Here is a 13,275-nt window from a genome sequence, read left to right on the forward strand (position 1 = left end):
TAGAGACAATGAGCGGGAACTTCTTTAGCGAATGAGGATTCAGGTATCATCTTGTGTTATCAGGCCCCACGGCGTATGGTCTTGCTTTCTTGGTATTTCATTGCCAAGTTTGGTGAAAAATTGTAAACTTGTTTGGTTATTGGCGAGGTTAGAGTTGTGGGGCCTTTTTGTTTCTTTCCCGGTCCGTCTGACACATAGTATGTCGGTTGACCACGGCCGAAGTTTTCACAATCGGATCTATCGGTAGATACTGATGGACTACAAGTGGAAATTTTCTGAGGAAGCACCTATAAACGAAAATATGTCCGCCCCTTGGCAGTACGCCTTGCTCCCATCCTCTTCGGGGGATGGAGATCCTGAGCCAGGCCGATCCCTTGGGGCCTTTTTTCGATACTCCCACTAATTGTTTAAGGTTACAATCCTCTCATTGGCGGAAGAGATAACCTTGCCAAAGGATCGTGATCAGAATATTTGTGAGTACTCACATGCCTTTGTTGAGCAGATCCAAGTTGAGCGATACTCGTATTACTTGGTCATACCCAGCCAGTCGTTAGTCTTGTGTCCTTTAAGGTTTTTATAGCTTGGCGGTATTTACGCGGTGCACAGGGGGGAGAGAGTGGAAGAAAGTTTTTGAGACTAATCGCCTACATAGCAGTTGGGGGGGTGTCGCTTGGCGTTGCAACGTTACTCCTCGCCCTTTCGGTCGTACGCGGCTTCAGTGAAGAGATTGAAACCAAGATTACAGGGTTTGGAGCTCATGTGCAAGTTGAGAGCATCCGGCATGCTCCACTGGGGCAGGCGTCTAAACTCATGACTGAGATCGGGGAGTACGACGCGGTCGTTTCGGTTCAGCCTGTGGTTACTGAGTTTGTACTGCTTCGCAGATCTAGTCAGGATATTGATGGAGTTGGCTTATGGGGAACGGATCGGCTTCCTGTCTATCTGGAGGAGAGTGTTATCAGCGGCTCAAGTAGCTTTGAATCAACCACTATCCCGCGTCTTGTCATAGGCAACCGCCTTGCAGAAAACCTTAATCTTTCAGTTGGCGACCGCGTGACATTGCTCTCTACGAGAAACTTAGGCAATACCGAAACACTCCTTGCCGCACGGCCTCGTCTCAAGCATTTCGAAATCACGGGAGTTTATGAAACTGCCCTAATGGACTTCGATCAAACCTATGTATTTACGGACATTAACACAGCGCGACAACTACTTGATTACACTTCCGAGCAAGTATCACGTTTTGATGTGATGCTTCAAGATGTGACAGCAGCTCAATCGGTAGCACTTCTTCTCGAAGAATCGTTAGGCTTGGGAACTTTAGCCCGCAGTATTTTTGAGATTTATCGCGGACTTTTTGCGTGGGTTGATCTTCAGGAGGCGATTATTCCATTGGTCATCGGCGTTCTCATCCTTGTCGCTGCATTCAACGTAATGGGCACACTCCTAATGATCGTATTGGAAAAGACTCGGGAGATTGGAATTCTTGCCAGTATGGGGGCATCGCAGGGGGATATTCGGCGTCTGTATTTATATCTGGGGTTTTTTGTAGGGGGGCTGGGAACATTCATCGGATTGATCCTTGCATGGGGGCTTGGTACATTGCAAATGCATTATGGTATCATTGGCTTACCCGCAGAGGCCTATTACATGGATACAGCACCCATTTCCATGCATGTCAGTGATTTCCTGCTTGTCACAGTGGTGTCGCTATTATTGTGTGTGGGGGCTTCCTATTTGCCTGCACGCACTGCATCACGAATCCTGCCTCTGCGTGTACTTCGATTTCAATAGGAGATAAATACGAATACCATTTAACTATGCAGGGGTTGGTTCGGTGAACTGAAGAAGATGTGAGGGTATGATTGCTCTATAGATTAACGGCATGGCGATTAGTCAGACACAATCTTTCTGTACTGGGTTAACGATAATGGAGCTCAAGTTTTCCCAGTCCTGCAAATGAGCGGAGAAACCAGAAATCCACTTCTGAGTTTGTTTGTTTTCGAACGAAGTGTTTTTCATTTAACCTTACCCCGATAATGAGAGAATGGACAATAAAACGTCTTCGCTTCAAACGAGTGAGTGAACCGCTAAATCAATTAGAGCAACTCTTCAAGACTGCTTATGAGGAGTTCTTCAAGGACGGCAAGGTTGAATTAATCCGAATTCGGGAACCTCTCCCATTTGACGATCCGGACTATTTAGATATAGCATTCGTTTACAGTTCACCGAAGGAGCGCAATTACAGGGAAGCAATGGATTTTTTTAATCATGTTCGCCTCAAACTGGAGGAACTCAATGACGAGCGTTTTCCGGTCATGTCATTTATAGACTACGATGACTATCTCGAAAACACTCCAAAAGAACTCATGGTTTGATTGAAAGTCTTGTTGAATTCTGTGCATGTAGGGATGTAACCGATCAATACACTGTACGATTAGAGGTGACATCGAAACGAGGGATGTTTCGTATGTATTCAGATGTGAATTTCAGGAGGAGTGTGGCATACTTCAGAGAAAGCAAATAGGTATTGAATAGAATATTTGTACCCAGTCAAAGGACCATGATCTTGGTGTATCTCTGGTTGACGGTTAGCAGCCCATGAACTCCCAACATCTTATCGAGTCTGCCACGAGGCTTGCAATTGGGCGAGGAGGTAAGCCTCGGCAGGCAGATTTACGCTGCGCGATTAGTACGGCATATTATGCTATGTTCCACTGCGTAGCGAAAGCATGTGCGGATGCATTTATCGGCACCTCCAAAACAAGAAATGATGCGGCCTGGGAGCAAGTTTATCGGTCGTTAACTCATACCCAGGTGGCACGGTGCTGCAATAGAAAAGGGATCATGAATACATTTCCCGAGGAAATTCAGGGTTTTGGTAACATGTTCTTGGTCCTCCAATCTAGGCGATACAATGCAGACTATAAACCAAGTGAAATGTTTTATCGGTCTCATGTATTGGATGATATTCAGCGTGCTGAAGCTGCGATTAATAATTTCGGGGAGGCAAAGATTTCTGATCGCAAAGCTTTTGCTGCATTCGCGGCTACGAATCCGCGAAAACTATAGCCCTAAATGTTGAGTTGTAGTTGTAATGAATTAGGGCAGACGGGTAGCTTTGGAGGGACATGCTTGTCGAAACATACAAAGCGTTGGAACCTATCGGGTCATCACTATAGGCTCCAGCTTTGACGCAGGGTTTTTCTTCTCACTGAGATCGTTTGGAAATTGGATCCTGAATCAAATTCAAGCAGTTTTCTACGAAATGCCTGAAAACCGCATATTGCTTACCTGCAACTGCCTTATCAGCCATGATGTTGTTCACGAAACCATGCTGATTATAGTCCGTGACATCTGGACTAAACTAGATCCATTCAGCCAGTACCAAATCGACTTCTTGGAAGAACAGATGTTTCAATGGCAAAATTCACGATATTTTGAGTCCATTCGTGTTCACACGGAGAACCCCAAAATCAAATCCAGATGACCAAACCTAACTTGGAAGACATTTTAGATATTTGGCGTACAGAGGCTGCTGCTTCTGACTACAGTAAAGAGCGCATCAAGGGTACGGCTTTTGAAAAGCTGTGCATCCCGTTTCTAACGTATGATCCGTTACAGAAAACCTACTATGAAACGCCTATACCTTATGCGGATTGGGCATCTAGTCAAGGACTCCCTGAAGGAGATATTGGGATTGATCTGGTTGCAAAGCTCCGGGGTTCAGATGGCTGGTGTGCCATCCAATGTAAACTTTGGGCCGAGGGCAAAACACTTCAGAAAAAGGATATAGATTCTTTTTTGGCTGCATCCAGCAGGAAGTATTTTTCACGTCGACTGATCATAGACACAACGGGTAAGTCCTGGAGTAAGCAGGCGGAGGAGACCGTCCGTGATCAGGATCCACCAGTAATCCGAATCGGTCTCCATGAACTCAACCATAGCTCCATTGATTGGGGCAAGTATGTTGGTGACGGAACGGTTACAACCGAAATCACCTCGAAAATACCACGCCCGCATCAGACAGAAGCCATCAATAAAGTAGTTTCTGGCCTGCAAGAAAAAGGATCACGCGGAAAGCTTCTCATGGCCTGCGGCACGGGCAAGACCTTCACCTCGCTCCGTATTGCAGAGGATCTGGCTGGCATTGGAGGGCGCGTCCTGTATCTGGTCCCAAGCCTGGCCCTCATGTCTCAGACCGTACGGGAATGGGCTGCGGATACACGGTTTCCCTTACGGTCTTATTCGGTGTGCTCCGATGCGCAGGTTGGTCGTCGCAGACGTCGAAATGATGACCGGATTGATTTGGATGTGCTTGATTTAGCCTATCCAGCAACAACCGACGCAAAAAGCTTGGCATTGCATGCGGGAGGAGATAAATCGGATACATTCACGGTGATATTTGCGACCTATCACTCTCTTGCTGTCATTGGGAACGCCCAACGTGAGTACGGACTTCCGGACTTTGATCTGGCAATCTGTGACGAAGCCCATCGGACAGCGGGTGCCCGGATCAAGGATGAAGAGGATAGCCATTTTGTTCAGATTCATGACCAAGTGCATATCCGAACTCATCGGCGCCTGTACATGACCGCAACGCCCAAGGTATATGCCGCCTCTGCGCGCAATAGGGCAGGCAAAGTGAATGCAACACTATATTCGATGGAGGATGAAGAGACCTATGGGCCGGTACTGTATGAGATCGGGTTCGGGGAAGCGGATCCATTGATTGAGTATGGGATTGCATCGGAACATGTGGATGGGACCTTCAATGCACTGAGCCGCACCGAGCGCCTAGACTGGCTGGATTCGGTGCAGGCCCAGGATCGGAGATGCCACGTTCTTTCCAACGTTCGTTGTTTATCTGAAGGCGTGGATGTGCCGGCCTTGGATGCGATCCTGTTCATGCATCCTCGCAAGAGTCAGATCGAGGTGGTACAGGCCGTGGGACGGGTTATGCGCCGATCCGTGGGGAAGAAGATGGGGTATGTCATTCTACCGGTGGTGATTCCATCGGCGTCGGATGCGAGCGATTATCTGGATAATAACGAGACGTTCCGGGTGGTATGGCAGGTTCTCAATGCCATTCGCTCTCATGATGAGCGATTTGAAGCGATGTTGAATCTACTTGAGGAAGGCCAGTCCGGGAAGCATCTCGGGATCATTGCGCTGTCGGATTGGCAGTGGCAATCTGGCTCTGGAAGGTCTCCTTCGATTGGCATCGGGACGTCGGGAGGTACGACGGAAGAAACGAGTCAAATGAATGGGCAGCAGTTATCTCTGGAATTTGACCTTCCGGCTGCGATCCGAGCAAAGATCGTGGAAAAATGCGGGAATCGCAAGTACTGGGATGAATGGGCAATAGATGTTGCTGAGATTGCACAGAAGCATATTGTTCGAATTACGGAGATGGTGAATCGACATGAGGAGGCGCAAGAGGTCTTTCGGGATTTTCTGGCCGAATTGCAGGATGATCTGAACGAGGGGATTACGGAGAAGGAAGCGATCGAGATGTTGGCGCAGCACATGGTGACGAGGCCGGTCTTTGAAGCGCTGCATGGAGACGGGCGGTTCGTGGATCAGAACCCCATCAGCAAGGGGATGCAGTTGGTCTTGGATGTACTAAAGCCTGCGAAGATTGAAGTGGAGGCGGAGAGCTTGGATGAATTCTATGCGAGTGTTGCGCGGCGCGCCAAGGCGGCGAATACGCCGTTGGCACGGCAGAAGATTATCACGGATTTGTACGACAAGTTCTTTCGGAATGCATTTCCGAAGACGGCAGAGCGGCTGGGAATTGTGTATACGCCGATCGAGATCGTGGATTTCATTCTGCACTCCGTTGATGATCTGTTACGAGATGAGTTCGGACAATCGCTTTCTTCCGAAGGTGTAGAGATTCTGGATCCATTCACGGGAACAGGGGCCTTTATCACTCGAATGATCCAGAACGGACTGATTGAGCGAGACGCGCTCCCCCTAAAGTACCAATCCGAGATCCATGCCAATGAGATCATGCTCTTGGCCTACTACATTGCTGCGGTAAATATTGAGGAGGCATTTCACGCAGAGATCGGAACGGATCAGTATGAGCGTTTTCCAGGGATCATTCTGACCGATACGTTTGAAATGCAGGATGGTGAAGATATGATCGCGGACATCCTTCCTGAGAACTCTGAGCAGCGAAAAAGGCAGAAAGAGGCGCAGATTCGGGTGATTGTAGGGAATCCTCCTTGGAGCGTGGGGCAGAGGAGTGAAAATGATGCAACAAAAAATCAATCTTATCCGATTCTTAATCAAAGGATAAAAAATTCCTATGCAGCCTATTCTTTGGCTACAAATAAGGTGAGCCTGCGCGACAGCTATATCTTAGCAATTCGCTGGGTTTCAGACCGGATTGGAGCAAGTGGGGTAATTGGGATGGTAACCAACGCTGGTTGGTTGGAGGGGAATGCGATGGATGGGATGCGAAAGTGTCTGGCGGATGAGTTTACCTCCATTTATGTGTTGAATTTGCGGGGGAATCAGAGGACTCAGGGCGAAAAATCACGTCAGGAAGGAGGGAAGGTATTTGGATCGGGTTCCAGAGCACCGGTGGCTATTACGCTTTTTGTCCGCAATCCGAGGCGTAGTAAGATCTTATACCAGGGGTGCCAGATTTTATACCACGACATTGGCGATTATCTAAGCCGTGAGGAGAAGCTGGGCAAGGTGAAGGAGTACCGAGGAATTCGAGGGCTTACAGGGGAGTGGAGTGAACTCAAGCCCAATACCTATCATGATTGGCTAAACCAGCGGGACGAAGGGTTCGAAAAATTCATGGCCCTGGGGGATAAGAAGGGAAATGTGAAAGAGGTGATTTTCAAGAATTATTCTCTGGGGATAAAGACGAACCGCGATGCATGGTGCTACAATTATTCAGAAGCGTCGCTTCAGTGTAATATTCGCGCGATGATTCGCTTTTATGAGAGTGAACGAGACCGGCTACTAGAGCAGGATGCTAAGGGACGGAAATGGGCAGCGGCAGAAATCACGCAATTTGTCAATAATAACCCCACGAAGATTAGCTGGACAAAAGACCTGAAGGCTGATCTGGCAAAAAACAAAGAACTGAGCATTCAAGCGGGCCGCATCGCAACTTCTGACTACAGGCCCTTTACCCAGCAACATCTGTTCTTTAGTCGTAGACTGAACCAGAGCATCTATCGAATTCACCAATTATTCCCGCATGGAGGGGCGGAGAATCGGCTGATTTGTGTGACGGGGAGAGGGTCTACAAATCCGTTCTCCTGCATCATGGTGGACAATATTCCCGATCTCGAAATTATTAGCAAGTCGCAGTGTTTTCCCCGATGGCTGTATTCAAAACCTGATGAAGCCAAGGAAGATCTGTTTGCAGAGGATATAACTCAAAAAACAGATTCCGACGGATATTTACGCGAAAGTGCGATCAAGGAGGAGGCATTATGGACTTTCCAAGAAAAAATGGGGGGGGGGGCAAAATGAAGTCACAGCAGATGACTTGTTCTACTATACCTACGGCATACTCCATGTTCCTTCCTATCGGACAAAATACGCTGCAAACCTCTGTAAAGAACTCCCTCGAATTCCATTTCCCAAAGATGAACAGCAGTTCTGGATGCTTGCCAAGGCTGGTAGAAAACTGGGAGAGTTGCATGTCAACTACGAAGGAGTCAAAGAGTACCCAATCAGCTTTGAAGAAGGAGGCTGGAACCCCGCAAATGGTATGCATCCGGAAGCTTTGTTCCGGGTGGGAAATCGCTCCATGCGCCATCCCGGAAAAGCAAGAAATAGGGACAGGTCTCGCATTATCTACAACGATCATATTACCGTACAGGGAATCCCACTTCAAGCCTATGATTATATGGTCAATGGGAAACCTGCGATCGCATGGGTCATGGAAAGACAACGCGTGAAAATAGACAAAGCCAGCCAGATCGTAAACGATGCTAACCGCTTTGCAATTGAAACCATGCAGGATCCTGCCTATCCGCTCAGATTACTCGCAAAAGTAATCACGGTTAGCATGGAGACGGTAAAGATTGTCGAAACCCTCCGTGAGATTGAATTCTCATAGGTGTGTACAAGGCAAGCAGCAACATCAACTCATGTTATCATTTAAGATTCAGCTCTATAGCGTCCTGAAATCAAAGCTCAAGGCAGAGTCCGTTGATCTGGAAACCCAACCGGGCATTACTGTGAGTGAGTTTCTTGATTTGGCATGTGAGCAGTATCCTGCAATGGCTCCATATCGGAGTGTGATGCGCTTGGCGGTAAATCAGACGTACTCCCGGGATTCAAGTATCATCCAGGATGGTGATGAAATCGCCATCATAACCCCGGTAAGTGGTGGCTGAAGATTTACGCAAACGATGGATACAGCTTTCACGAGAGCCTATTGATATCACTGAGGCATATCAATTCCTGCAAACTCCTGTAGCAGGAGGCCTTGCACTCTTTATTGGGTCCACACGGCAGTGGACAGCTGGACAGGAGACACTATCTCTGACTTACGAAGGTTACGAACCCATGGCACTTAAAGAGATGCACAGGCTGCTAGATATTGCCGTGAATCGTTGGCCGATCCATCGTGCGTGCCTGCTCCATCGACTTGGTGAAGTACCACTCGCTGAAGCCAGTGTACTGGTTGGAGTTGCCACGTCGCATCGCCCCGAAGCGTTCGAAGCCTGTCGTTACCTAATTGATCGACTTAAAGTACAGGTGCCGATCTGGAAACAGGAGCACCTCGCTGATGGGCAGAAAATCTGGGTGCAGGGCACCGAATCCCCCGAACCTCCTAACTCTTAAGTACGCTCAGGATTCGTTTCTCGGGCTCTGGATGGATATCTGGAGCGAATGGTTTTCCCGATACCTTCTCAAAGAGATCGATGTAGCGTTCGGATACCCGAGTACGGAATTCATCAGGAAGGGCAGGGGCCGATTGGTCTTCCTGTCCACGAAAACCTTGATCCATTAACCATTCACGCACAAACTCTTTGGAGAGTTGTTGTTGCGGTTTGCCTTGCCGGAGGAGTTCCTCGTAGGTCTCAAGGTAAAAATAACGTGAGGAATCCGGGGTATGAACCTCATCAATCAAGACCCAATCACCACTTGGGGTTTTGCCAAATTCGTACTTGGTGTCAACTAAGATCAGTCCTTGAGCAGCTGCAAGGTCTGTACCCCTCTGAAACAATGCCAACGAGGTTTTTTCAAGTTGGTCAAATATATCTGCACTGATTAAGCCCTGTTTGATCGCCTCGTCACGGCTGATATCTTCGTCGTGTCCAACCTGTGCCTTGGTTGTTGGTGTGAGAATCGGTTTGGGAAGCTTATCGTTTTCATTCAGCCCATCGGGTAATGATTTCCCACAGAGTATCCGTTTGCCGGTGCGATAGGTCCGCCAAGCATGTCCAACCAGATAACCTCTTACCACAAATTCAAGCTTTCCCGGATCACATTTGTGTGCAATAGTGACGTTTGGATCCGGCACACTCACAATATGATTAGCAATGATATCACGAGTTGCATCAAAGAAGTAGGCGGCTAGCTGATTGAGCACTTGGCCTTTGAATGGGATCGTCTGATCGAGAACTCGATCAAATGCCGAAATTCGATCGGTGGTCACCATGATCAAGCGATCTCCTTGGTCATAGGTATCGCGCACTTTACCTCGATACTTGGTGCCTAGATCCGTAAAATCTGTCCCGGTTAATGTCTTATCAAGTTGGTTTTCGATTGCTTTGGTATGCATGTCTATTCTAATGGTTGGGGATAGTCGCTCGACCTTCGTACCCGAAGCTTGGCTACAATCTCTTGATCGATACGTCCAGACTCTGAAGGGTTTCTTTGGCGAAAAATTAAACGCTCAGCAGCTAGTCTACCGGTATGTTCAATGCGTTGATCAATGCTACTCAACCCAAGGTAGTAGCTTGTCTTAATGTCATCATATCCGACGAGGGCAATATCCTCCGGCACGCGCTTGCCTGCATCTCGTATTGCCTTCCACGCACCGATTGCTTGTACATCGCTGGATGCTAGAACCGCTGTAATTGGTGGAGAAACCTGCAGGAGCTGATTCATTGCTTCAAATCCATGCTCTTCACTAAATCCAGCATGTTTGATCGTACTACCGCTCTGAACGAGGCTATCGTCAAATGGTATTTTATACTTTTTCAGTGCCTTTTTATAACCACGAATACGTTCAAGTTGAACATATCCATCTGTATAGGCACGTATAAGACCGATACGCTGATACCCCTTTTTCAATAGATGGGTTGTAGCCTTCTCGGCTCCCTTGGAATCATCCCAATAGAAACAGTCAAATTCAGTGTGATGGTGGCCAATCAGTATAACGGGGGCGCTGAAGGCCTTTAACTCTTTTGAAAGGGTGGGAGAGACTGGGATTCCTGCCAAGATCAGTCCATCTACTTTCCCACCTTTCAATTTACTTCGTAACCGTTCCAGAGGGTTCGTACTACCGAGATCGAACAGAAGTAAATCACAATCTTCGTCAATATCAGCAAGGACGGTACGAAATCCCTTGAATAACGAGTTATGAAAAGCTGTCGTTATCGTGGGCGTCGCGATTGCTATCAGACTTGAATCCTGCTGCGCCAAGGACCTTGCGACACGATCTGGAAGATATTTTAGCTCATCAACTACTTCAAGAACATGTTTCTTGGTATCTTCTGCGACATTAGAAGAATCATTCAGTACACGGGATACAGTGGAAATGGCAACTCCGGCCCTGTCTGCAACTTCATAAATCGTAACACGTGATTTGGAACGTGCCATAGGCCAATCCTAGATTCGATAAGTGGTAACGATCAGTAGCATAAGCGAAATGCAAACGCCTTGTACTATATTCTAAACGTAGCTGTTCTTACTTGAAAACCCGATGGCAAGTGTAACCTTTGAAAATGTTCAAAAAGTGTACGACAACAACCATCTGGCTGTTGATGGAGTGAATTTTACTGTCGCAGATGGTGAATTGATGGTGCTGGTTGGGCCATCTGGTTGCGGCAAGAGCACTACGCTACGAATGCTGGCTGGCCTTGAATCCGTAACGGGTGGATCGATATCCATTGATGACTTAGTTGTGAATGACATTCCATCAAAGGATAGGGATGTGGCGATGGTATTTCAGAACTATGCACTGTATCCGCATATGACGGTTTTCAACAACATGGCTTTTGGCCTAAAGCTCCGAAAATATTCAAAAGTTGAAATCAAACAGCGAGTGGGGCAGGCCGCCGAAATTCTAGGAATCACGGACATCCTGGATCGCAAACCTAAGCAGCTTTCCGGTGGACAGCAGCAACGGGTAGCAGTTGGTCGTGCGATAGTTCGTAAACCAAAAGTCTTTCTATTTGATGAGCCTCTTTCAAATTTGGACGCGAAGTTGCGTGTCCAAATGCGTACCGAGCTGGCTCGCTTGCATCGGGAGCTAAACGCTACGATGGTCTACGTGACTCACGACCAGACTGAAGCAATGACATTAGGGGATCGAATCGTTGTGATGAATGAGGGGGTCATCCAACAAATTGATGACCCTGTCACGCTTTACAAACGGCCCCAGAACCGTTTCGTAGCCGGATTCATTGGTAGTCCTGGGATGAATTTTGTTAATGGATCCCTTGAAGTCGTAGATGGAACATGTCGGTTCGTTTCCGAAAAACGTGACCTGCAACTTAGGATTCCCTTGGAATCGGCTACTGCTGAATCGAATCATCAGGTGGTTCTTGGCTTTCGCCCAGAAAACATCAATTCAGTTTCAAATTCCCAAAACAGCCATGGTGAAGGTATTATTGAGGCGGAGGTTGTATTTGAAGAGCACTTGGGGGCAGAGTCATATGTATATGGCAAAACATCTTCCACTACATTTATGACTCGCGTAGCTGGTACTTCAAATTTCGGAATTGGACAGCGGTTGCAACTTGAATTGGATCTCCACCAGATCCATGTCTTTGATGCAGAAACGGGCAATCTTGTTGTTCGTGGAGGCAGTGAGGAGTAGGGGAAGGGGCAGGGCAGCCTAATGAATCCCTTTACGCTAGCCCTGAATCACTCCGGATCAGAACTGTTCAGATATCTATATACTTGGAGGAGGATTCGTCTGGACGAGCATGAGCATATTTACTGGTGGTCGTAAGAGACTGATGTCCCAGAGATTCCTTTACCAAGTGGACTGGAGCTCCATGATTAAGGGCATGGGATGCGTGAGCGTGTCGGAGCCAATGGGGGGATATATTCTGGTCAAATCCTGCACTCTTTGCCGCATTTCGAACAATTCGCCAGATCTGCTGCCTAGACAGTGGTCCACCTTTACGTGACCGGAAAACAGGTTGATTTGGTTCGGTGGCCTCTGTTTTCGATTTGAGTTCCATCAGTTCCTTCCAGACTGAGGTAGGGACGACTAATGTCCTCGTTTTATTGCCTTTACCCAGGAGAGTGATCTGGCCTTGCTGATTGTCGTTTCGTGCGATTACGGCACCCCAATAGAGTCGGCTCAACTCTGATACACGAGCACCGGATGCGTAAAATAGCTTTAGTAGCACACGATTCCGTAGCGTGCTTGCCTGAGCAAGAATTTGTTGAATATCTGCCTCTGTCAGGATGCGCTCACTCAATTTTTCAGGGATATTGGGCAGGGTGACAGCTGCACCCACATTGAAGAGTAAATATCCAATTCGGTGAGCGAAGCTGAACAGACTCTTGACTGCTGCCAGTTTACGTGCTTGAGTTGCGGGTAAAGCTCCTTTTTCTTTCAGATGATCTACCCAGTCCCAGAAATGCTGCAGTTTAACGTCGCTCAGCGGTACATCCACAAAGTCTACAAATTGCTCGATATCGTGCGAATAAGCCTCCTGAGAACGCGAACTTTTTCCTTGTAGCCAAAGGCTGATGAGATGCATATCATCATTGGCCTGACTGGAGGGTTGAGAGCTAACCGGCACAAGCATGAATAAACCTGTTACTTGAATGAAGTTGTATTAGTAGGCGTACATTTTGGATTCCCCGAATCATTATCCAAATCCCTTGATTGATTGCCGTGGTTAGGCGTGAACGAATCTCAGGAAATCCAATATATCTAACCCTTGTTAGTTCAAAACCATGTGATTCAATTTCTTGCTTGGTTCAATCCCTTGCTCAATCAACTAGCCCCCTAATAAGATCCTGGTAAATGGCAACGCGAGTTGCTCCCCTGGTATAGTAGGACGGCCGTCAGATAAGGCTACGGGGCGCTATGTATTT

The 13,275-nt window shown here is 47.6% G+C and carries 9 protein-coding genes and 1 pseudogene; 7 read left to right on the plus strand and 3 right to left on the minus strand.

The genetic code is table 11. The features are described from left to right. The first annotated feature begins 516 nt into the window (after positions 1-516). The 6 genes and pseudogenes from F4Y64_00950 (at position 517) to F4Y64_00975 (ending at position 8,829) form a co-directional block, all read left to right on the plus strand. Complete coding sequence (locus F4Y64_00950; protein ID MXX96170.1) at positions 517-1,794, plus strand: ABC transporter permease; 1,278 nt, start codon at positions 517-519, stop codon at positions 1,792-1,794. A gap of 245 nt (positions 1,795-2,039) precedes the next feature. Next, complete coding sequence (locus F4Y64_00955; GenBank protein ID MXX96171.1) at positions 2,040-2,378, plus strand: hypothetical protein; 339 nt, start codon at positions 2,040-2,042, stop codon at positions 2,376-2,378. Between the two features lie 223 nt (positions 2,379-2,601). After that, entirely contained in the window at positions 2,602-3,072 is a 471-nt protein-coding gene (locus F4Y64_00960; protein MXX96172.1) for a hypothetical protein, read from the plus strand. Positions 3,073-3,486: 414 nt separating this feature from the next. Further along, positions 3,487-8,098: pseudogene (locus F4Y64_00965) on the plus strand (DEAD/DEAH box helicase). Positions 8,099-8,129: 31 nt separating this feature from the next. Next, positions 8,130-8,378 (plus strand): MoaD/ThiS family protein, encoded by a 249-nt coding sequence (locus F4Y64_00970; protein ID MXX96173.1) that lies wholly within the window; start codon positions 8,130-8,132, stop codon positions 8,376-8,378. Then, positions 8,371-8,829, plus strand: a complete 459-nt coding sequence (locus F4Y64_00975) for a molybdenum cofactor biosynthesis protein MoaE (GenBank protein MXX96174.1) — start codon at positions 8,371-8,373, stop codon at positions 8,827-8,829. Before F4Y64_00970 ends, F4Y64_00975 begins: the two co-directional genes overlap by 8 nt. On the opposite strand, the gene F4Y64_00980 is transcribed toward F4Y64_00975, so the two are convergent. Further along, a complete protein-coding gene (locus tag F4Y64_00980; protein MXX96175.1) occupies positions 8,819-9,772 on the minus strand; it encodes a phosphoribosylaminoimidazolesuccinocarboxamide synthase in 954 nt (317 codons plus the stop codon). The genes F4Y64_00975 and F4Y64_00980 overlap by 11 nt on opposite strands. A gap of 2 nt (positions 9,773-9,774) precedes the next feature. Further along, on the minus strand, positions 9,775-10,815 hold the full coding sequence (locus F4Y64_00985) for a LacI family transcriptional regulator (GenBank protein ID MXX96176.1): 1,041 nt from the start codon (positions 10,813-10,815) through the stop codon (positions 9,775-9,777). A 103-nt stretch (positions 10,816-10,918) separates the two neighbouring features. Between F4Y64_00985 and ugpC the strand changes: the two genes are divergently transcribed. Then, a complete protein-coding gene (ugpC, locus tag F4Y64_00990) occupies positions 10,919-12,037 on the plus strand; it encodes a sn-glycerol-3-phosphate ABC transporter ATP-binding protein UgpC (protein MXX96177.1) in 1,119 nt (372 codons plus the stop codon). 67 nt (positions 12,038-12,104) lie between these two features. Here ugpC and F4Y64_00995 read toward each other — a convergent pair whose 3' ends face one another. Beyond that, entirely contained in the window at positions 12,105-12,983 is an 879-nt protein-coding gene (locus tag F4Y64_00995) for a tyrosine-type recombinase/integrase (GenBank protein ID MXX96178.1), read from the minus strand. Positions 12,984-13,275 lie beyond the last annotated feature (292 nt).

Source organism: Rhodothermaceae bacterium (assembly GCA_009838195.1).
Lineage (GTDB): Bacteria > Bacteroidota > Rhodothermia > Rhodothermales > Bin80 > Bin80.